We start from the raw sequence: 22,860 nt of genomic DNA on the forward strand, positions 1-22,860 counted from the left end.
CAACCCCTTTTTTGCTCGAGTATGCCTTGTCTTAATCATACATCAACTTCACTTTTTTGCCTTGTGACAACCGAGTGATTTTAAATTTTTTTAGAAAAAAATACGACTGGTCCAAAAGTACCTTTTACGTAACGATCTATAAAAATAAAAATCCCATGAAATCAGTGTTTTATCAAACAGATTTCATGGAACTTGGTTATTTAATTTTTTGATTCCGCCTTGTTTATACGAATGATTATTTAAACATATAGATGCATTGGATACGTTAAGTAATTGGGTTCTTCTAATTTATCAGCCGTAATTAAGCCGGTTGGTGCATGTAGGAGTGATGGAATGCGATTCACAATTGTTGCACATGTGTGAGCAACAGTATCTGGTTTCTCTAGTGAAAAGACCATATTTGGTTCTCCCGTAATTTCCCAGTCGCACATATCGCCATCTGTTTCACGATAAACTTTTCCAATACATTCAACTTCCAACTCAATTCCTTGGTGTGTTTGAATCGTCGTTACCGCAGACATACCAATTGCCTCACCTGCTGGGATAGTCCGACCAAGTGTTTCGGAGTAAACATCTTCTTCTAAAACAAATGGTACGCTCTTTTGACTAATCGACTGAATCGTCCAATTCATTTTGGCACAAATTCCTTCTGCCGCATTCCACATATAAGAAGGGAAACTTTCAGCTTGGGCAATTTCTTTTTCAAATTTAGCCAAATCATATCCTGCGCCATGCGCTTCAGCCAACGCCAAGCCATAATCTTCGACATTATAACTCACGGCACCTTTAATTTTTGTAATCTGATTCATCCCCGCCATCATTAAGGTTGGCATATTAATCCAATAAATATCTTGCATGCCACTTCCAGTGATTGTTACTCCATTATCTTTGGCTAATCGATCCAAACGATTCGAAACAGTTGGTGACGTATTCCATGAATAAATCGCTTCTTCACAAGTTGTGATAACATTCACTTTATTCGTCAAACATGTTTCAAATATTTTTTCCATTTCCGGCATGTAACTAAAAACGGTAACGATTGCTACGTCTGCATCGCAATGATCAAATACCTCTTGGGCATTGTCTGAAATTTTAACACCTGTTTGATACCCTAATTCGGCAAACGTACCAATATCTTGTCCGACTACTGCTGGATTACTATCAATTGCGCCGACAATTTCTGCTCCGTGACTAACTAAATACTTGATAATTGATTTTGACATCTTACCACAGCCATATTGCACTACACGTACTTTCTCGTTAAACATTTTTAATTCCTCCGCTTTCATTTGAATTTATTTTCACATTCATAGTATAATATCTATAGTAACTATAGAGTCAAGGGAGTGTTTTGAAATTGTTTTCAAAAATGAAAATTGGTGATTTCGCCCAGTACAATCAAATTTCAATTCAAGCTTTACGTCACTATGAAAAAATTAATTTAATGCACCCAATCGAAGTCGATCCAATAACCAATTATCGCTACTATCACATTAAACAATCAGCCGTGATTGATAACATTCAATTTTTCCAACAGTTGGATTTTTCATTGGCCGAAATTAAACAAATGATGAATGATACGAAAAATCCAACAATGTTAAATCAATTAATTGAAAATAAGAAGTCTGAACTAGAAAATGAATTAAACAGCATTCGGCAGCAATTACAGGATATTCGAAGTTTTCAAGAAGGTGCGCTACTGTATCAAGAAAAAAAGGATTGTCGCGAAATAGAGCTTGTTGATTTTCCAAATCGTTGGGTCTTACCGCATGCTTCTACAAAAAATATTTATCAAATGACGGATGAAGAATACGAGTTTTCCTTGCGCGAATTCAAGTCACAACGAAACCAAGCACTCAAATTTAATCGGGTAGGGTCGCTGATGTCTCTTCAATCATTTACAAATGAGACCTTTCAGTCACACGAATTCTTTATTTTCTCAGATAAAAAAACGCCCCAAACAAAAAAATTAAAAAAAGGAACTTATGCGACTTTTTATTGTCACTCTTTCGAAGAAGAAATTAAACAATTGCCCCTTTTCAAAAAGACATTGGCTGAACAAGGTTATCAAGTTATCGGTGATTACATTTGCGAAGTGCTTTACGAAAACAGTAAAACCTCTGACGTGAATCGTTCAATGTTTATTCGCATGCAAATTCCTGTAAAAAAGAAGCGACTTATTTGAGTAACTCATAAAACATTTAAGCACCTTATGACGTCATTTGCCATAAGGTGCTTACTTATTGTAATTCATCAAATCGAATCGTTACAAATGTTGATTGTAACAATCCTGGCTGATCACTTTCGGTCTCGTATAGTATGCCAATTCGACCATCGTTTAATTGTGTCATACAAGAATACACAAATGCACCTGGTTCGATGACTTTTTCAGTAATCCATTTTTCCTCGCCATATTGACTATGGACTAATTGTAAAAAACTAGTTGTACTTCAAAAAGTTATGTCTTTTTAGCAGTATCAAATTTAGTGTAAATCGTCGCTAAACGTTGTTCGTTTAAATAAACATAACCAGATTTATCCACTCGATAGGCCGTCGTTTCACCAGTCTGAGTTTGAACTTGCTCATCGCTCAATAAGCGATACACCTTTTGATTCCCATCGATTAATTTTTTATCGCCATCAATATAACCCGTGCCTGTCTGGCTCAAATACCATCCGACACCACCTGGCGTATGATTAAACACACCCCAAACCGTATCGGTTACTTGATCGTGTAACAAGGAAATATCCATCGCAGCTGGTCCATCTTCACCTTCATCGCCAAGATAAGCAACGGTTGTTTGACTATTTGTCCACGTTAATCCGTTATCATAGCTACGACGAATGACGTTATTGATTTGATTCGGATTGTCATTTTGATTGACCAGTCGCGCATCATTTGCTGCAATTAGTATGTTTTCGTTTGTATAAATCAACGATGGAATACGGTAAGCCTTTGAACCATTATCACCTGGATAAAATAAAATCTGCTGATTACTCACTAAAAAAACTCCCATAAGGTGTCTTTCAAGCACCTGATTTATTCACGTTTCAAATAAAAAGCTTAACACAATCGTAAACGCTTTCCAATAGATAGTCAGACATTGTTTAAGGCAAAAAAAAGCGAAAACTTTTTAGTTTTCGCTTTTTGGCTTTAATTAATCTTGGTTGTTACGGATCACAAAGCTACGTTTTTTATCGCCGCTTTGACGTTTGCTACGGTCTGCACCGTTACCGCTGCGTCCACGGTTATCTTCTGTACGAGGGGCACGGCGCTCATCGCGTCCGCGACCTTCACCACCGCGTGAACGACGGTCATCACGGCCACGACCTTCGCCACGAGGGCGACGATCATCACGGTTTCCACCTTCACGACGGCCACCGCCTGAGCGATTGCCTCCACGACGGTTACCACCGCCACCTTTATTACCAAAGCCTTTTTTGCCTTGTGGTAATGGACGTTCTGGTGTGATATTTACGGGTTCCATATCTGCTGGATCTTTTGCTAATGTTTTAACTAACAATGCAACTAAATCTTGGGGACTGTGCTCTTCAAGTAATTGATCAGCTACTTCTAAGTAACGATCCAAACCATTTTCTGCAATTTTACTGCTTACTTGTTCTACTGCAGCATTTAATTGACCAGAGAATGCTTCTTTTTCACTTGGTGGACGTAATGGCGTCATACGTTTTTTCGTTAAGTTTTCGATAACGTGTAAGTAGCTCATTTCGTTTGGAGTTACGAAAGTTACTGACACACCTTCTTTACCAGCACGGCCTGTACGACCAATACGGTGAACATAGCTTTCTGGATCTTGAGGGATATCGTAGTTGTAAACGTGTGTTACACCTGAAATATCTAGTCCACGAGCCGCTACGTCAGTCGCAACTAAGATGTCTAATTGACCATTCTTGAATGAACGTAAAACGCTCATACGTTTTTGTTGTGTTAAATCGCCATGGATTCCTTCTGCTTTGTAACCACGAGCTTCTAATCCACGAGCTAATTCGTCAACACGGCGTTTCGTACGGCCGAAAACGATGGTTAATTCTGGTGTTTGAACGTCTAATAAACGAGTCATGATATCGAATTTTTCGAAATCTTTTGAACGTACGTAAAATTGTTCAATTAAATCAGCAGTCATTTCTTTTGCTTTGATTTTTACGTGTTCCGGTTCTTTCATGAATTTCACGCCAATGTTTTTAATTGCTGGCGGCATTGTTGCTGAGAATAATAATGTTTGGCGTTGCTCAGGGACTTGAGAGATAATCGATTCGATATCTTCTAGGAAGCCCATGTTCAGCATTTCATCGGCTTCGTCTAATACTAACGTTTCAACTGTTCCTAGTTTTAACGTACGACGGTTAATGTGGTCTAACATACGACCCGGTGTACCAACAACGATATGTGGATTGTCTTTTAGTTGACGGATTTGGCGACCGATATCCGCGCCTCCGTAAACAGCTGATACACGAATTTTTTTATCGCGACCTAATCGGTGTAATTCTTCTTGTGTTTGAATCGCTAATTCACGTGTTGGAGCAATGACTAATCCTTGGATTTGGCGAAGTTGTGGATCAATTTTTTCTAACATTGGCAAACCAAAAGCTGCTGTTTTACCAGTACCTGTTTGTGCTTGACCAATAACATCTTTACCTTCTAAGGCCATTGGGATTGTTTCAGCTTGGATCGGTGTCGCTTCTTCAAAACCTGCACGTTCAACGGATGCAAGTAATTCTGGTGATAAGTTTAATTCTTTAAATTTCAAATAAATCCTCCTAGTGGTGATTGAATACGTCTCCCGCATTCATCGCTTGTTTGTAGGGTTCCCCCTCTGTCAGTTCATCAACTGTTCTGACTTGAAGCGTTGTTTTTGATAAATGACGTAAAAGTGGATGTCCCTAGCCAAACTTTCACTCATTTCCCACCGAAAAACCGCTTCTTGAAGGCATTAGAAAAGACTAGGACAAGTAATCAATTCCCTTTTGTCTTAGCCTCATTGCGAATATAAATTCATTCTGACTATAAATAGTCACCTTATGTTTAGTTTATCTTCATTATTGATTATCTTGAGTTGATAATCATTCTCTTCATCTTTCGGCACGGTAATATTCTAACACAGCTGAAAGATTTCAGCAAGTTTCAACAACTGTTTACATAATTTTTCTTATACTTTCTTAATCTTCATCCTCTATTTGCAAATACGTCACAATGTCAATTAAACCCATGCCGTTACTTCCCTTTAGTAGCAAGGCATCCGTTGCTTTTAACTGTGCTTTTAATTGTGTCATCAAGGCTTGTTTGTTTTCTTTTTCAAAGTGATAAACATCAAAAGCACTTCCTATTAAAGCATCTGCTAAAGCTTTCATTTCGCTACCATATAGGAAAACAGCTTGATAGTTATCGGCTAAATGTTCTTTCATCGCCACGTGCATTGCTTTTGAATCTGGACCTAACTCCAACATATCCGCTAAAACAACAAAGCGACGACCTTCAATCGATAACTGACCAAAACTATCCAAGACAAGGCCCATCGCTGTTGGATTGGCATTGTAAACATCACTTAAAATATCCGCCCCATTAGCCGCTTTCAACCATTGTGTACGGTTTTTCGTTAATTGAAATCGAGCCAAACCACGTGCAATTTCTTCTGGAGTCAGACCAAAGTATTGACCAAAACCATAAGCGATTAAGGCATTCGTAACATTATAACTACCTAATATGGGAATCTCATAGACGAAACCGTCAACTTCAAAGGTTGTACGCTCTTTGTCTTCTGTTAAAATCGTCGCGCTCAATTCACCTTGACCGACACCAAAAGTTTGAATCGTTTGTGGTAAATCAGCAACCAATGGTTTAAGTAAGGGCTCATTTGCTGGAATTAACAAGAGTCCCTCATTTTTTAAACCAGTGACAATTTCCATTTTGGCTGCCGCAATCCCTTGACGTGAACCTAAATTCTCAAGATGGGCTTCACCAATTAAAGTAATCGCCGCCACATCAGGTTTCGCTAATTTGGATAAGAAGGCAATCTCGCCTTGATGATCCATCCCCATTTCTAAAATGAGTACTTCCGTTTGTTCAGGCATGTGTAATATCGTATACGGCATCCCTAAATCATTATTATAATTTCCTTGCGTTTTGTACGTTTGAAATTTTTGGGCCAACACGGATTCCGTCATATCTTTCGTCGTCGTTTTCCCATTACTTCCCGTGATAGCGACCACTTTAGGCGCAACTTTTGCTTGATAATAAACAGCTAATTGCTGAAATGCTGCCGTAACGTCAGCTACCGGTAACAAAATCAAACCTTTTGGTGCTTCTTCTAACGAGCGACTCCAAAAACTCGCCACCGCACCGTTTTCAACAGCCTTATCCGCAAACGTATGACCGTCCCGTTCTCCTGCCAACGGAACGAAAAAACCATTTTGTGTGATTAAACGACTATCAAACTCAACGCTTGAAATCGTTAAATCTGGGAATTCTCCTTGAATGTTCAATGCTATTGTAATTTCTTTCAGTGTTAAATTCATTTTCTTCTCCTTATTTTTGCATAAAAATAAGACTGTAACCTTCATTGATTACAGCCTCGTCTTTTCTACATATTGACTAAAAAGTTTTTACGTTGTTTAAAACGATTTAAGCCTAATTGGATTAACTCTTCAATTAGATCGCTATACTGTAAGCCCATTGACTCCCAGAGAACTGGATACATGCTAAATTGAGTAAAGCCAGGCATCGTATTTAATTCATTTAAGAATAGTTCATTCTTATCTGTTAAGAAGAAATCACAACGACTCAGACCACTACCACCAATCATTGTATAAGCCAATTTCGCATATTCTTGAGCTTTGGCTTGCACGTCATCAGGAATTTGTGCGGGAATCGCCATTGTAATCTTGTTATCGATATACTTCGAATTATAATCGTAAAAATCAACATCTTTAACAATTTCACCAGCCAAAGTAGTGCGGACATCTTCGTTACCTAAGATTGCCACTTCGATTTCACGGGCTTCAATACCTTGTTCGATTACAGCGCGGTTGTCATATTTAAAAGCTTCTTCTAAAGCTGCTTGTAACTCTTCACGATTTTCAACTTTTGAAATCCCGACACTTGAACCCATATTTGCCGGTTTAACAAAAAATGGATACAATAACGAGCCTTCACATTGTTCAAAAATTTTCTTTGGATTTTCTTTCCAGAGATTTTTCAAGACTGGAACAAAAGGTACTTGCGGAATACCCGCAACTTGCAATAAATACTTCGTTGTAATTTTATCCATCGCACAAGCACTCGTTAGGACACCCGCACCTACATAAGGCATGCCGATCGTTTCTAAGAAGCCTTGGATGGTCCCATCTTCACCGTTTGGTCCATGTAAAATTGGAAAGACAATTGCGTCGTCTTCCTTAATGAGACTTGGTGAAATTTTCTCACCTGTAAATTCACCTTCTTCTGTCGCATCTTTTGGCCAAGTCAATTCTAATACTTCTTTTGAAGCTGGTTGCTCTGTTAAAAGTGGCCCTTTAATCCACTCGCCTTCTTTAGTAATAAAGACTAATTGTACTTGATAATAGTTATAGTATACGGCATTCAAAACTGAAAAAGCCGACAAGATTGACACTTCATGTTCTGCACTTTGGCCGCCATAGAGTAAAATAATTTTCAAAAACGCGTCCTCCTAATATCTCTTACAGTGTTTTCAATATTCATTTCTAAATCATTTCATATTTTATCACAAAAGCAGCGGAGCGAACATAGTTTAACGAAAAAAATAAGAAAAGGCTTTCACAGGTTAGCTATTTCAATTCCGCTTCTACTACGTCCATCATGATTTCATAAAATAATTGGCGGTCACTAGCGGTAAATGGTTTTGGACCTTTTGTTCGCTTACCCGCTTTACGCATTTGTCCTCCAATATAGCGTTGCATTAATAATTGATCGATCGTCTCGGGTAAATACTCCATACCGGAATGATGAAATACACGCGCTTTTTTAGGTAAGACAAGCGAAGCTAAACCATAATCTTGCGTAATCAACAAATCTCCTGGTTTGATTTCTTTCACAATTTGATAATCCGCTCGGTCTGCTCCTTTATCGACATAAATAAATTGTACAAAATCAGGATATTCTTTCATCGTATAATGATCGACACTCGTAATAATTAACACCGGCAACTGAAATTCCTTCCCTAAACGAATCACTTCTTCTTTAACTGGCGAACCATCGCCATCAATCACAAAACGCATTAAATCCACCTTCTTTACTTGAACTCCTTTTTAGTTTAACACAATTAAGCTAAATCTAGTATGGCAGGCAATATTTTAATGAACTGATTCAAAAAGAAAGTATAAAATTCAGGCAGCAATTGTTTTGTGCTGAGTAAATTTATATGTAAAAATAAAGAGATGCGATTTCGACCGCATCTCTTCGTCCTTTATAGATTTTCACCATTAGAAGCTATGACTTCTTTGTACCATTCAAAAGAATCTTTTCGGTAACGTGCCAGGCTCCCATTGCCTTCATCGTCTTGATCGACATAGATAAAACCATATCTTTTCGACATTTGTGATGTTCCACAGCTAATTAAATCAATACAGCCCCATGTTGTGTAACCCATCAAATCAACACCATCTTTGATTGCTTCTTTCATTTGCTCCACATGTTTTTTTATATAATCAATACGATAGTCATCATGAATTCTTCCATCTTCAGTTAATTCATCTTTCGCACCCAAACCATTTTCACAGACGAACAATGGCAATTCATAACGATCATATAATTTCATTAATGAAATTCTTAACCCAATTGGATCAATTGGCCAATCCCATTGTGATAGTTCTAAATATTCATTTTTAATCGGGCTATCAAATGAGCCGGCTAATTTTGCTGCATCTTCACGCGCTTCTGTTACATGTGACATGTAATAACTAATGGCTACAAAATCAACTGTTCCTTCAGCTAAAATCGCTGCATCTTCTTCCTCCATCACAATGTTAATATCATTATCAGAAAAATAACGAGCCATATATGATGGGTATTCGCCACGAGCTTGAACATCTGGATAGAACATGTTTAATTGATTGGACTTCAATGCTTGCAATTGATCTTCCGGTTTTGTAGTTAAAGCGTAAGATTCAATTTGGTTAATCATACAACCAATTTGAGCGTCTGGCATAATCTCTTTCGCTGCTTTCACTGCTAAGGCACTTGCTAAAAATTGATGATGAGATGCTTGGTAAGTCACTTCTAATTTTTTCTCCGGATCAATTAAATCTTCAAGAATCCCTGCACCCGTATACAAACTATTTAAATTCATGTTCATTTCATTAAAAGTAATCCAATATTTTACTTTTGATTGATAACGATTGAATAACACTCGCGCATATTTTTCAAATAAAGGAATTAATTCTCTGCTTGCCCAACCATTGTATTTTTCAGTTAAAGTGATTGGCAACTCATAATGCGACATAGTTACTAACGGTTCAATCCCATATTTAGCACATTCATCAAACACTTTATCATAAAATGCTAATCCTTCTTCATTCGGTTCTGTTTCTAAACCTGTTGGAAAAATTCGTGCCCATGAAATTGAAATCCGAAATGTTTTAAAGCCCATCTCTGCAAACAATGCGATATCTTCTTTATAGCGATGGTAAAAATCAATTCCCCAACGTTTAGGGAACAAATAATTGGCTTCATTTTCCTGATATTCTTTTAACTCTTTTGAAGTCACATTAAATGTGAAGTTATCAACTTTTCCAGTTGCATAAGGGTCTTTATATGCTGCATAGTCCGAAGTAGACATGCCTTTTCCGCCTTCATTATAAGCACCTTCTATTTGATTGGCTGCCGTTGCGCCGCCCCATAAAAATCCTTTTGGAAATCCTGTTTGTAATTCTTTCATTAAAAATTCCTCCTAAAAACTATTTTTTCTATTTTAAATTAATCAACAACGATTAGTATTTCTTCCTGACCACTAGTAATTCTTTCGTCTGCTTTAACTGAAACAATCACATCGAGAAAATTGGGACTATTCGTTATGACAATTGGTGAAAATAATGGTAAGTTTCTTTTTTTAATTTCTTCGATATCAAAAGTTAGTAACGGCGTACCGACACTGACTTGATCGCCAACATTGACTAAGCGTTCGAAGCCTTGACCATCTAAGCTAACCGTATCAATCCCTACATGAATCAAAATTTCGACACCGGTTTTAGATAACAGACCAATTGCATGATTGGTCGGTGTAGTCATTGTAACTTCGCCTTCAAATGGCGCAGTCACAGTATTATTTTCTGGAATAATTCCAATTCCTTTACCAACAATTCCTGAAGCAAAAGTTGTATCTGGACAATCACTTAAATTTTTAACTACTCCTGTCATCGGTGACAAAATAGGACTCGGAAGTTCTTTGGTGATTACTGTTTTGCTTTCAAAAATTTCTTTTGTTTCAACCTCTCCGCGATCAAACTTCAATAACATCGTCATGATAAATGCGACAACAAAACTTGATAGAACACCTAAGATGGCAAACAAAAAATTGTTTGTGCCTGTTTCAATATAAGTCGGTAACGCTAAAATTCCTGGAACTGTGAAACTGAAAGCTTTAACGACAAATGTTCCAAAAATCGCACCACCAACGGCACCACCAATCATACTTGCATAAAAAGGTTTTTTAAGTTTCATCGTTACACCATAAATGGCTGGTTCGGTAATCCCAAAGAGTGCTGGAATAAAAGCAGAGAATGCGACTTGTTTCATTTTTTGATCTTTGGTTTTGAAAAAGACTGCTAATGTTGAACCTGCTTGTGCTAAATTAGCGACTAAGTTTAAAGGTAGCAACATGATGTCATACCCAAATTTATCGAAACTTGCAAATGTTCCTGGGAAGAAGGCATAGTGCATACCAGTTACGACAATCACTGGCATTAAACCACCCATTAAAGCACCCGCTACTGGACCTGCAACAGTAAACAACATTGTAAAGAATTGTTCTAAATACATTCCTAACAGATTTCCAAGTGGCGCAATAAAAGCTAACGTTATCGGTGCTGTTACAAGCAAACTAATTAATGGAACAAAAATAATTGTTAAAGAATCTGGAACAATTTTCTTCGCATATTTTTCAACGTAACTCAAAAGTAAAACACCTAAAATAATAGGCAATACTGTTGAGGCATAGCTATTCATTGGAATCGTTAAACCAATAAAGCTTAAACTCGTAATTTCTCCACCTGCCGCATTAGCCATAAAAGTTGGATACATTAAAATTCCAGCTAATGTGACTGCAAGCGATGGATTCGTTTTAAACTTATTAGCTGCTGAGAAAGCGATTAGAAAAGGCAAGAAATGAAACGTTGCATCAGCAATCGCGTTTAATACGATGTATGTTGAACTCGTATCGGATAAAACACCTAAAACAACTAAAATTGCCATGACTCCTTTTAAGAGTCCACTACCTGTAATCGCAGCTAAAATCGGGGTAAAAACACCTGAAATAACATCAAATAATTGATCAAAGATATTCCCTTTTTTTCCACCTTCGTTATCAGTAGAAACAATTTTCCCTTCGGTTAATTGCTGAACTTCTTGATAAACTTTTGCAACGGCACTTCCAATAATGATTTGTAACTGGCCACTTTGAAACTGTGCCCCTAGTACACCCTCCAAGTCTTGAATCTCTTTTAATTTAACCGCATCTTTGTCGCGTATATTAAAGCGTAAACGTGTAATGCAGTGCCAACTTTGATTAATATTTCCGACTCCGCCTATTTTTTCAATAATTTGTTCGGCTAGTTCTCGATGGTTCATGTTCATTCACTCCTATTTTCATGTATTTAGATATAGAAAAAACCTAAACAAATTCCAGCGAACTCAAAAAAGTCCTTGAAAAATTTGTTTAGGTTAATGCCAATCATGTTACACACCTATTTTTATTTAGTTTCTGAAACAACACGTTGAATATGAATAATCAAATAGATCATTTCATCATCATTAATAACTAATTGATATTCTTTTTTTAACATTTCACGAATCATTAATCCGCAAGCGTAACTTTTTGGGTATTGTTCCTGAATAATTAAGTACAATTTATCATCGGGATTTGCAATCATTTCTTCTTGACGAATTTGTCGATTCATAAAATAGCGGATATGAGTAACAAACCTTGAATAGTTCATACTTTCTTTATTCAATACTACATCAAACAACGACTGAATTGTTTTCACCATACTTTTGGTAATTGCCGTAATCAACATCGTTTCATCCATTGACTGAATGCCATCTTGCGCGTTAACAAAATGCAATGCAATAAAAGCCGCTTCCATCTCTGGTAAATCTACTCCAAGTTTTATAGCGATGACTTCCAAGGCTTTTTTCCCAATTTTTGATTCTTTTGTATAGAGGAAAGGAATTTCCCACTGCAACGAACTCCCTACAATCTCAATTCCTTCATTTTGGCGATTAATCGCACTTTGAATATGATCCGCTAGCGATATCAAAAGACTTGTGTTGAGCTTTTTGCCTAAATATTTTTCACCTTCATCAACGATATTTTCTGTTACCGATAATACATCTGGAGAAATACTATCTACCAACGCTGAAATATTTTGATAATCTTCCCCATGAAAAATTTTTGTAATTAACGACTCCTCAATCAGATCCCCCTTCTTCTTTTTAAAGCCAATCCCTGTGCCAAACAAAACATATTCTTTTCGCTGCTCATCTTGTGCTAAGACTAGGTTATTATTTAGCGATTTCACTATGGAATAAATATGACTACCCCCTTTTTGAAACAAAAAAACACCAAACTGAAGCAGTTGTCCCAACTACTAAAGATTTGGTGGTGCCTGATCGTATCAGTGACACTCCTCGTGTTTTGTATGAATAAAGAATACCACCGTTAGAAAGCGGTGTCAATACTTTTTGGAAAAAAAAGCAAAAAACGCTCTAAAGCCTATTCTATTCATGTTTCCCTCAATAAATCCGATCTTTTTCTATCTTTTATATCTAAAAAATAAAAACACGCAATCAAAAAAATGGATTGCGTGTCTTATAAATACTTTAAATATAAAGCCCTTGATTAATCGACGTATTTTGAGCTTGAGTTGTTTAACCAGGCATAGCCGAGCCCCATGATTAAACCACCACCGATATAATTACCGATTAAGGCAAAAGTTAAATTGTGTACCGCATTGCCTGCGGTCATCGCTTCTAATGTTCCGTTTGAAGCAAAGTAAGCTAATGAAAAGGCCGGGAAGTTAGCAATGACGTGTTCAAAACCTAAAAAGGCAAAGATGAAAATAATAAAAATAATCGCCATAATTTTTCCAGCATCGTCTTTCATTCGCATACTAATTAAAACCGCAACGTTGACGACAATATTGGCAAAAATCCCCTCCACTAAAATTTGTCCCGAAGATTTTTCTAATTTACTCGTTATCGACTCAAAAAAGTAACTATCAATCGGTAAGTCTTGGAATGGTCCTGTCAAAGAAATCAAGTAACCAAACAACACGCCACCGATTAAGTTAAATAAAATACAAGTAAATAAAATTTTTACAGCAAAAGTAAAATTTAAACGACGACGATAATAACCCACCGTCATATATAACATATTCGATGTTCCCAATTCAGCGTTCATATACAAAATCATGACGAGCGACCAGCTAAACATAAACGCATACAACATCTTACCAAAACCAGGTGCAATGTGTTCACCTTTCATCGCAATACTGTAGGCTACAGCTGTTCCCAATGTTAAGAACATACAAGCGAAAATCGCACGCAAAGCATAGCGCGCATAACTGGTTTCGATTAAGTTTTTCTTCTTCTCAATTGAGGCATCGATCTTTTCAAATAGAGGTGATACTGGATTCATTTTTAGACTCTCCTTTAGTACTTCTGTCTTTAAGTGACATTATCCTCTTTTATTTTAAATAGGTATTCATGATTTGTAAAGGTTATTGTGAAAAAATGTATAAATTATTTTCAGAAAAACATTGAGAACAAAATGATTTGTTTCTCTGGTTATTTTACAGCGATTCATTTGACAAATCAATAATATCCATGCTATATTATTCTTTGTGTAAAATAATGCAGCAGAAAATGAATTACTCGTCCCCAGTTCATCGCCTTTTATTAGGTTCAATTGCGTAGCCCCGGCTGCATAAGGTGAAGATTGAAGACTGAACTACACGAGAAATGACTCTTTCATCGGATTATTTTACTCCAAATACTATTATATTATTGGAGGAATCTTTAATGTCACGTTATACTGGACCATCATGGAAAGTTTCTCGTCGCTTAGGTATTTCATTATCAGGCACTGGAAAAGAATTAGCACGTCGCCCTTACGCACCTGGTCAACATGGACCAACTAGCCGCGGAGCTCGCTCAGAATACGGTTTACAATTAAATGAAAAACAAAAACTACGCCACACTTATGGCATGAACGAACGTCAATTCCGTACGTTATTCATCCAAGCTGGTAAAATCAAAGAAGGAACTCACGGTGTGAACTTCATGATTTTATTAGAGCAACGCTTAGATAACGTTGTTTACCGTTTAGGTTTAGCAACTACTCGTCGTCAAGCTCGTCAATTAGTTAACCACGGCCACATCACTGTAGATGGCAAACGCGTTGATATTCCATCATTCCGCGTACAACCTGGTCAAGTGATCGCAGTTCGCGAAAAATCTAAAAACATTCCTGTAATCAAAGAAGCTGTTGAAGCAACTATTGGACGCCCATCATTTGTAGCATTTGATGCCGAAAAATTAGAAGGTTCATACACTCGTTTACCTGAACGTGATGAGTTATCACAAGAAATTGATGAATTATTAGTAGTTGAGTACTACAACAAATTAATCTAATCTTTCAAATTAAACCTCGAAAACTTCTTTTTGAAGCTTTCGAGGTTTTTTGTCGTTATGAACGATCACACATTTTTGTATATGCACGATCCTCTGTCACTTCTTGATAAGCCGGACGAATAATTTTATTGGAATTCGTCAATTCTTCCATTCGATGTGCTGACCAACCTACAATTCGAGCAATCGCAAAAATCGGCGTATACAGCTCCTCTGGTAACCCTAGCAAATTATAAACAAAACCACTAAAGAAATCGATATTGGCACTCACGCCTTTAAACATTTTACGCTTACTTCCAATAACCTCGGGTGCTAAACGTTCAACTAGAGTATAAAGCTCGTATTCAGAACGTGCTGTTTCCCCTTTTTCTTCGGCTAACTTGGAGACGTAACGCTTGAAAATTGCCGCTCGTGGATCATTATCACTATAAATCGCATGCCCCATACCGTAAATTAAACCTTTTTTGTCAAAGGCCTTTTTATCGAGTAAATCTTCTAAATATTGACGTACAGCAGCTTCATCGCTATAATCTGCAATATTTTCTTTTAAATCGGCCATCATTTTGGTAACTTTAATATTGGCCCCTCCATGTTTTGGTCCTTTTAATGAACCTAACGCAGCGGCAATCGTTGAATAGGTATCGGTGCCGCTCGAGGTAACTACTCGGGTGGTAAATGTTGAGTTATTCCCACCGCCATGTTCCATATGTAAAATCAAAGCCATATCTAATGTTTGTGCCTCTTGCTTCGTATATTGACGATCCGGACGTAACATCATCAATAACGTTTCAGCCGTACTTAAATTATCATCGGCATTAGGAAGATGGATATACATACTTTCTTCCTTATTATAATGGTTATACGCATGATAGGCATAAATCGCTAATAACGGAAAGACCCCGATGAGCATTAGACTTTGATTCAAAACATTTTCCAAGCACACATCGTCCGAGGCTTCGTCGTAACTAGCCAAAGTTAGTACACTGCGCGATAAACTATTCATAATGTCAGCTGATGGAGCTTTCATAATGACATCGCGAACAAAATTCGTCGGTAACGTGCGATGACTGGAAATCAACTGTTGAAATTCCGCTAACTCTTCTTCGGTTGGCAATTCGCCAAACAGCAACAAATACGCTGTTTCTTCAAAACCAAAACGTTCTTCTAAGACAAACCCATCGACTAGCTCATCAATCGCAATCCCACGATAACGCAATTCTCCTGCCCCTGGTACAACTTGGCCATTTACAACTTTTTCAGGATAAACGGTTGAAATGGTCGTCAAACCTGCAACCACACCTTTTCCTTGCTCATCGCGCAAACCTTGTTTCACTTCATATTTTTTATACAAATCACTAGCAATCTGATTATTTTTTTTACTTAACGTCAACATTTTGTCATAATCCAAACTTGTTATCCTCCTTTACATTTTCTCACATGATAATGTTAGAATTCTCATCTAAACTTATTATTTCTTAAAAAACATTATAGCACGGTAAGCTGAAAATGAAAGTTTTTTTCATTTAACATTTGCTTTTTTTCATTTTGAACGTATAATTATTCCATATCTATTATTAGGAGACAGGAGGATTCCTTATGAAATGGCATAAAGAACTAGCTTTAGACAATGAAACATACCATTATATCGATTTAAAATCCATCGCTGAAAATTATCATGTAAATTTAACCAAACTCCCTTATTCGATTCGCGTATTATTAGAAAGTGTCGCGCGCCAAATGGGAGAAGATATCACAACAGAGGATGTTATCTCATTAATTAACTGGGAAGCAAGTAATCCAAAAGGTGTTGTTCCTTTTAAAGTCGAGCGCGTTATCTTACAAGATTTCACTGGTGTTCCGGCAATTGTCGATCTAGCCGCTATGCGTGATGCGATGATCGCTTTAGATGGCCAAGCAACTGATATTAATCCTGATATTCCTGTAACCTTAGTCATTGACCATTCCGTCCAAGTTGATCAATATGGCAATGCATCTGCAATTTCATTAAATACTGAAAAAGAATTCGAGAGAAACCATGAACGTTACCAATTTTTAAAATGGGCGCAGTCATCCTTTAAAAACTTCGATGTCGTCCCACCCGAAACCGGAATTATTCACCAAGTAAACTTGGAAGTTTTATCTGAAGTGATTTTAGAAGAAGAAATAGCAGGTCAAAAATGGCTCTTCCCGGACACGTTACAAGGAACCGATTCTCACACTACGATGATTAATGCCCTTGGTGTTTTAGGTTGGGGTGTCGGAGGAATCGAAGCTGAAGCTGCCCTACTCGGTGAACCTTCTTTCTTCCCTACGCCTGAAGTGATTGGCGTACGTTTTATTGGAGAACTACCTTCCGGCGCTACTGCAACCGATTTAGTCTTATCGATTACTGAAACATTGCGTAAAGAAAGTGTTGTTGGAAAATTCGTCGAGTTTTACGGACCTAGTTATCAAGAATTGAGTTTAGCCGATCGTGCAACAATTGCGAACATGGCGCCTGAATACGGGGCAACTTGTGGATTTTTCCCAATTGACGATGAAACATTAAATTATTTACGTATCACTGGACGTCCAGAACACGTTATCGCGCGCGTTGAAGCCTACGCTAAAGCCAACAACTTCTTCTATGACATTGATAATGAGCCGACTTATACCAAGGTGATTACCGTTGATTTAGCTCAAATCGAACCAGCTTTAGCCGGACCAAAACGTCCACAAGACCGCATCGTCTTATCGGAAGTTGCAAAAGATTTCGTTTCAAGCGTAACGGCACCGGTTGGACCAAAAGGTTTTGGCTTACCGCCAGAAGAACACGAAAGAACAGTCAATATCGATTGGGATAAAACTGATAACGAAATTAAAACGGGTGATTTAGTCATCGCAGCCATTACGAGTTGCACGAATACAAGTAACCCCTTCGTTATGCTTTCAGCCGGCCTACTTGCTAAAAATGCCGTCGAAAAAGGTTTACGGGTCCCTGACTATGTTAAAACTTCTTTAGCTCCCGGTTCAAAAATTGTAACGAGCTATCTAGAAGCTAGTGGTTTAATGCCCTACCTAGAAAAACTTGGATTTTATTTAGTTGGTTATGGTTGTACCACTTGTATCGGAAACTCTGGACCATTAGCTCCTGCGATTACAAAAGCCCTAACGAGTGAAGACTTACTTGTTTCTTCTGTATTATCTGGTAACCGCAACTTTGAGGGTCGAATTCATCCATTAGTCAAAGCGAACTACCTGGCGTCTCCACCGCTAGTTGTCGCTTACGCTTTAGCCGGTACAGTCACAAAAGACTTAACCACAGAAGCGCTTGGTTACGACCAACAAGGAAAACCGATTTTACTCAGCGATATTTGGCCTGATAAATCAGAAGTTCAATCGTATATCGATCAATTCGTCTCACCTGAAGCTTTCCGTAGCGCTTATAGCGACCTTTTTAGCGCCAATGAACGTTGGAATGCGATTGAAACGACCCAAAGTAACGCCTACGATTGGGATGATGCTTCAACTTACATCGCCTTGCCGCCTTATTTTGAGGGCTTAACGAGAGAATTGCCAAAACAAGGCACCTTAACCAATTTACACGTTCTAGCGAAATTAGGTGATTCTGTCACTACTGACCATATTTCTCCCGCCGGAAGTATTGCACTACAATCTTCAGCGGGTAAATATTTAAAAGATAAAGGCTTAACTTACAGCGACTTTAACTCTTACGGTTCACGTCGGGGCAATCACGAAATTATGATGCGTGGTACTTTCGGTAATATTCGCCTACAAAATCAACTCGTACCTGAAATTAGCGGCGGTTATACACGCTACTTACCAACCAATGAAGAAATGTTTATTTATGATGCATCAATGCGTTATCAAGCAGAAAATATTGGCTGTATGATTTTAACTGGTAAAGATTATGGAATGGGTTCTTCCCGTGACTGGGCTGCTAAAGGGACACAATTATTAGGCGTCAAAGTCGTTTTAGCTGAAAGTTACGAACGGATTCACCGCAGTAACTTAGTGATGATGGGCGTAGTGCCTTTAGAGTACTTACCAGGTGAAACAGCTGAAACTTATGGCCTAACTGGCGAAGAAAAATTTGAAGTTTTATTACCAGAAGAGCCAGAAGTCAACCAATCGATCGAGGTGATTGCCACGACTTCAGACAACGAAAAAATCCGTTTCATGACTCGATTACGTTTTGATGCACCAGCTGATATCCGTTATTGGAAACATCAAGGAATTTTACCAATGGTAATTCGTAAAAAATTAAGTGAAAGCGTAGGTAGCGTTTAATATGACACGTACTGAAGAACAAATTATTCCATATATTCCCGGCGACGGTATCGGCCAAGAAATTTGGCAAGCGAGTCAACCGGTTTTTGACGCGGCAGTTGCTAAAGCTTATAACGACGAGAAAAAAATTATCTGGAAAGAAATTTTAGCTGGCGAAAAATCCTTCAACCAAACAGGCGAATGGTTACCAGAAGCCACGCTTGATGCGATTCATCATGCAAAAATCGCTATTAAAGGACCACTAACCACTCCGGTTGGCGGTGGGATTCGCTCAATCAACGTGACTTTACGCCAAAAACTAGATTTATTCGCTTGCGTTCGTCCAGTACGTTACTTTGAAGGTGTTCCTTCACCCGTTAAAGAACCAGAAAAAACCGACATGGTTATCTTCCGAGAAAATACAGAAGACGTTTATGCCGGAATTGAATTTGCTATTGACGAGCCGAAAACAAAAAAAATTATCGACTTTTTGCAAAATGAGTTGGATGTAACTAACATCCGCTTCCCTGAAACTTCAGGCATCGGAATTAAGCCAATTTCAAAAGAAGGGAGTCAACGGTTGATTCGCTCTGCGATTGAATACGCCATTAAACAAGGCCGTAAAAGTGTGACACTGGTCCATAAAGGTAATATTATGAAATTTACCGAAGGCGGGTTTAAAAACTGGGGTTACGACCTAGCAGAAAATAGCTTTAACGACACGGCCTTCACCATGCGCCAATTCGACAAGATAAAGTCACAAGACGGTCTTAAAACCGCTCAAACAGCTTTAAAAGAGGCTCAAGAGGCAGGAAAAGTCATTATCAATGATGTCATTGCCGATAACTTCTTACAACAAATTTTACTTTATCCTGAACGTTATGATGTTGTTGCAACAACCAACTTAAACGGTGACTATATTTCCGATGCCTTAGCAGCTCAAGTTGGCGGCATTGGCATCTCACCAGGCGCCAATATCAATTACCATACAGGCTATGCAATTTTTGAAGCGACTCACGGTACCGCACCGGATATCGCAGAGCTCGGCAAAGCAAATCCTTCTTCCCTCTTATTATCGGGTGTCATGATGCTCGAACACCTCGGCTGGCAAGAAGCGGCAGATTTAATTACTACTGCAATTGAAACAGCCATAGTTAACAAACAGGTGACAAGCGATTTCGCTGATCAATTAGCCGATGCGACACGCTTAACCACGCAAGAGTTTGGTACTCATTTAATTACTTTAATCAATAAATAATACTTTTCGTTAACTTTTTATTTACAAGTTAGTTAACACAATGTTATACTCCTCTCACAGAAGTTTTTTCTAAGGGAGGAGTATTTTTAATGAAATTAACATTACGAGAACAATTAATTTCAGGCTTATTCGCGGCTTTAATCGCCGTTGCATCACAAATTGTCATTCCGTTAGGACTTGTTCCATTCAGCCTACAAACTTTAATGATTGGCCTAACGGCTTCATTACTCGGCCGTCGAGTCGGAACGTGGAGTATCATCATTTATTTATTACTTGGACTAATTGGTTTACCGGTTTTTGCCGGAGGTGCCAGCGGATTCGGCGTTTTATTCGGCCCAACTGGTGGTTACTTGATCGGATTCATCTTTGCTAGTTTAGTAATTGGCACACTACAAAACCAAACATCTACTAACTACCTTTCGACCTTTAGTATTAATTTACTAGGATTTATGGTGGCGCTCGTCTTTGGAACTGCTTGGCTAACCTTCGCCGCAAACCTTACCATACCACAAGGAATCGCCAGCGGATTCGTCCCATTCATCCTCCCAGAAGCAGCCAAAGCCACCATCATCACCCCAATAGTCGTCATAATGAAAAAAAGATTAGGGAAACTAGAGGCTATAAAATGAGTGGTCTGCTCCGATAAATAAGAACGCATCTGGAAAAGAAATGGCTCTTTCATTTTTTTACAGATCGACTTATTTCTGAGGAGCAACTCATTTTATGCCGTTTCAACTAGAGGCGATTTAGGATGCGGTTAGTGACGAGTAATAAGCAATGAATCGTTTGAAAGTGCTCTTTACTTCCAAAAAGATTCTGGCTTATTACCGAGTCACTGCATCATAAATGCCGTTTCAGAATAGAGGCTATAAAATGAGTGGTCTGCTCCGATAAATAAGAACGCATCTGGAAAAGAAATGGCTCTTTCATTTTTTTACAGATCGACTTATTTCTGAGGAGCAACTCATTTTATGCCGTTTCAAATAGAGGCTATTTAATAAACGTTTAGGTACAAGAGATAAGCAGGCAATTGATGAAATGCGCTTTTTCATTTCAGCCAAGTGACAGCTTATCTCCGCAGCACCTGTTTATTAAATGCCGTTTAAACTAAAGGCTATTTCATAAGCGATTAGATACGAGAGATAAGTACAGCCTACGAAAAAATGGCTCTTTCATTTTTTCCAAATCAGGCTTATCTCCGAAATATCAACCTTTTAAATGCCGTTTTGAGAGTCCTTCGTGATTTCTATCAACCATGGCAAGTATTTTAAAACCAAAACTATTCAAACAAATAAAAAAGATCAAGCAGTGAAATTAGCTACCTGATCCAATGATTCTATTACAAAGCTTATCTAAATTTTTACCAACACCTATTGTTAAAGAGCCAACAAAAGCGGAAGAATCTAAGATTCTTCCGCTTTCTTTCGGTTTTTCATAATTAGTGAGTCGGATTCCTAGAAACAAAAGTCTGAACTTTTTCTATACCCTAGGCGATCTCTGGAGCTCCATCCAGTTTTGTTGCTTATTGGTAAATAATTTCTTTGCCATACCAATCGGCTTTGTATTGCAACTTTCGTAAAAAAGTTTGCCAATCAGCTTTGGTGAAATTGACGTTCTCGTTTGATTGACCTTCTGCTAGTGTTGTTTTATCTATCAGAATCCGGTCAAAATCGCGGATAAGCGTATAAGAAAGTTGATTGAAGTAATCTTCTTTCTTTTCTTTTTGGTGACCTTGCAAACGGCTTAATTTTACTTTTTGTTTTTGGTAATTTTTAGCGTAAGCGAGTGGTACCTTATTTTTACGTGCAATTTTCCCACGTAATTTTAAACGACGATGCATCCTATCCATTTTGCATACTAATGCCGCTTGATCAAAAGTTACTGTCGTTAAACATTTTGAATTGTATAACAATTCTTCTGGCGAATAACGCAATTGGATTTCTTGAGTTGTTTTTGGTAAAGCGTCGATCGACTCTAGACAGAGTATCGAAACATAGAATTCTTGGTTGTTTTTGGCTGATATCGTTGCTGACTTAATTTGCCCCTTAATCTCACGATGTTCATTTACTGGAACAAGCGTCTTCAACTTCGGTAGTTTTAACAGCCCGTCCTTTAAACAAATCGTTTGACCTTGGTTATTGGTCGTATACGATTGCCAAATGTTCGATTTATTTTTAAACTTTGGATAATCACTTTTTCCCGTGAAATAGCGACGAAAAGCTGTTTCTAAATTTCGCTGAGCATTCGCTAATGCCAAGCTATCCGTTTCTTTTAAAAAGGGATATTCTTTTTTTAGCGAAGCAGGCGTCATTTTTTTGCCATCCGTTTGCGAACGTGAAATCAATAGGTGATTATACGTGAAACGAACACAACCAAACGTTTTAACAAAGAATTCTTTTTGTGCTTCGTCAGGGTAAATTTTAAATTTATAAGCTTTTAAGACACTCATGTCTGAT

The 22,860-nt window shown here is 37.9% G+C and carries 17 protein-coding genes; 5 read left to right on the top strand and 12 right to left on the bottom strand.

The genetic code is table 11. The features are described from left to right. Window positions 1–239: 239 nt before the first annotated feature. Entirely contained in the window at window positions 240–1,268 is a 1,029-nt protein-coding gene (locus tag ACFO3L_RS06115; RefSeq protein ID WP_379964894.1) for an NAD(P)H-dependent amine dehydrogenase family protein, read from the bottom strand. Between the two features lie 89 nt (window positions 1,269–1,357). Between ACFO3L_RS06115 and ACFO3L_RS06120 the strand changes: the two genes are divergently transcribed. Continuing rightward, on the top strand, window positions 1,358–2,185 hold the full coding sequence (locus ACFO3L_RS06120) for a MerR family transcriptional regulator (RefSeq protein WP_379964896.1): 828 nt from the start codon (window positions 1,358–1,360) through the stop codon (window positions 2,183–2,185). A 273-nt stretch (window positions 2,186–2,458) separates the two neighbouring features. On the opposite strand, the gene ACFO3L_RS06125 is transcribed toward ACFO3L_RS06120, so the two are convergent. From ACFO3L_RS06125 to ACFO3L_RS06165, 9 genes are all read right to left on the bottom strand, one after another. Then, complete coding sequence (locus tag ACFO3L_RS06125; RefSeq protein ID WP_379964898.1) at window positions 2,459–3,001, bottom strand: sialidase family protein; 543 nt, start codon at window positions 2,999–3,001, stop codon at window positions 2,459–2,461. Window positions 3,002–3,157: 156 nt separating this feature from the next. After that, a complete protein-coding gene (locus ACFO3L_RS06130; protein WP_379964900.1) occupies window positions 3,158–4,768 on the bottom strand; it encodes a degradosome RNA helicase CshA in 1,611 nt (536 codons plus the stop codon). Between the two features lie 409 nt (window positions 4,769–5,177). Then, window positions 5,178–6,533, bottom strand: coding sequence for a UDP-N-acetylmuramoyl-tripeptide--D-alanyl-D-alanine ligase (locus ACFO3L_RS06135; protein ID WP_379964902.1), 1,356 nt, complete (start codon window positions 6,531–6,533; stop codon window positions 5,178–5,180). 65 nt (window positions 6,534–6,598) lie between these two features. Beyond that, window positions 6,599–7,672, bottom strand: coding sequence for a D-alanine--D-alanine ligase (locus tag ACFO3L_RS06140; RefSeq protein ID WP_379964904.1), 1,074 nt, complete (start codon window positions 7,670–7,672; stop codon window positions 6,599–6,601). A gap of 130 nt (window positions 7,673–7,802) precedes the next feature. Beyond that, complete coding sequence (locus tag ACFO3L_RS06145; protein ID WP_379964906.1) at window positions 7,803–8,252, bottom strand: YaiI/YqxD family protein; 450 nt, start codon at window positions 8,250–8,252, stop codon at window positions 7,803–7,805. A gap of 188 nt (window positions 8,253–8,440) precedes the next feature. Beyond that, window positions 8,441–9,910: a glycoside hydrolase family 1 protein gene (locus ACFO3L_RS06150; RefSeq protein ID WP_379964908.1), complete on the bottom strand. Its 1,470-nt coding sequence runs from the start codon at window positions 9,908–9,910 to the stop codon at window positions 8,441–8,443. A 38-nt stretch (window positions 9,911–9,948) separates the two neighbouring features. Continuing rightward, entirely contained in the window at window positions 9,949–11,817 is a 1,869-nt protein-coding gene (locus ACFO3L_RS06155; protein WP_379964910.1) for a beta-glucoside-specific PTS transporter subunit IIABC, read from the bottom strand. 122 nt (window positions 11,818–11,939) lie between these two features. After that, complete coding sequence (locus tag ACFO3L_RS06160) at window positions 11,940–12,803, bottom strand: PRD domain-containing protein (protein ID WP_379964912.1); 864 nt, start codon at window positions 12,801–12,803, stop codon at window positions 11,940–11,942. Between the two features lie 284 nt (window positions 12,804–13,087). After that, window positions 13,088–13,885 carry a formate/nitrite transporter family protein gene (locus tag ACFO3L_RS06165; RefSeq protein ID WP_379964914.1) on the bottom strand — a complete coding sequence of 266 codons (798 nt, stop codon included), beginning with the start codon at window positions 13,883–13,885 and terminating at the stop codon, window positions 13,088–13,090. A 383-nt stretch (window positions 13,886–14,268) separates the two neighbouring features. Here ACFO3L_RS06165 and rpsD point away from each other — a divergent pair, with 383 nt between their 5' ends. After that, window positions 14,269–14,880, top strand: a complete 612-nt coding sequence (gene rpsD, locus ACFO3L_RS06170; RefSeq protein WP_379964916.1) for a 30S ribosomal protein S4 — start codon at window positions 14,269–14,271, stop codon at window positions 14,878–14,880. Between the two features lie 55 nt (window positions 14,881–14,935). On the opposite strand, the gene ACFO3L_RS06175 is transcribed toward rpsD, so the two are convergent. Further along, window positions 14,936–16,270, bottom strand: coding sequence for a citrate/2-methylcitrate synthase (locus ACFO3L_RS06175; RefSeq protein ID WP_379964999.1), 1,335 nt, complete (start codon window positions 16,268–16,270; stop codon window positions 14,936–14,938). A gap of 203 nt (window positions 16,271–16,473) precedes the next feature. Between ACFO3L_RS06175 and acnA the strand changes: the two genes are divergently transcribed. The 3 genes from acnA (at window position 16,474) to ACFO3L_RS06190 (ending at window position 21,033) form a co-directional block, all read left to right on the top strand. Further along, complete coding sequence (gene acnA, locus ACFO3L_RS06180; RefSeq protein ID WP_379964918.1) at window positions 16,474–19,167, top strand: aconitate hydratase AcnA; 2,694 nt, start codon at window positions 16,474–16,476, stop codon at window positions 19,165–19,167. 1 nt (window position 19,168) lies between these two features. Beyond that, window positions 19,169–20,404 (top strand): NADP-dependent isocitrate dehydrogenase, encoded by a 1,236-nt coding sequence (icd, locus tag ACFO3L_RS06185; RefSeq protein ID WP_379964920.1) that lies wholly within the window; start codon window positions 19,169–19,171, stop codon window positions 20,402–20,404. A gap of 89 nt (window positions 20,405–20,493) precedes the next feature. Further along, window positions 20,494–21,033 (top strand): biotin transporter BioY, encoded by a 540-nt coding sequence (locus ACFO3L_RS06190; RefSeq protein ID WP_379964922.1) that lies wholly within the window; start codon window positions 20,494–20,496, stop codon window positions 21,031–21,033. Window positions 21,034–21,926: 893 nt separating this feature from the next. On the opposite strand, the gene ACFO3L_RS06195 is transcribed toward ACFO3L_RS06190, so the two are convergent. Beyond that, the gene (locus tag ACFO3L_RS06195; RefSeq protein ID WP_379964924.1) at window positions 21,927–22,853 is read right to left on the bottom strand and encodes an RNA-guided endonuclease TnpB family protein; all 927 of its coding nucleotides are present in this window, start codon (window positions 22,851–22,853) and stop codon (window positions 21,927–21,929) included. Window positions 22,854–22,860 lie beyond the last annotated feature (7 nt).

The sequence above is a fragment of the Enterococcus eurekensis genome, from assembly GCF_042654605.1.
GTDB lineage: Bacteria > Bacillota > Bacilli > Lactobacillales > Enterococcaceae > Enterococcus_I > Enterococcus_I eurekensis.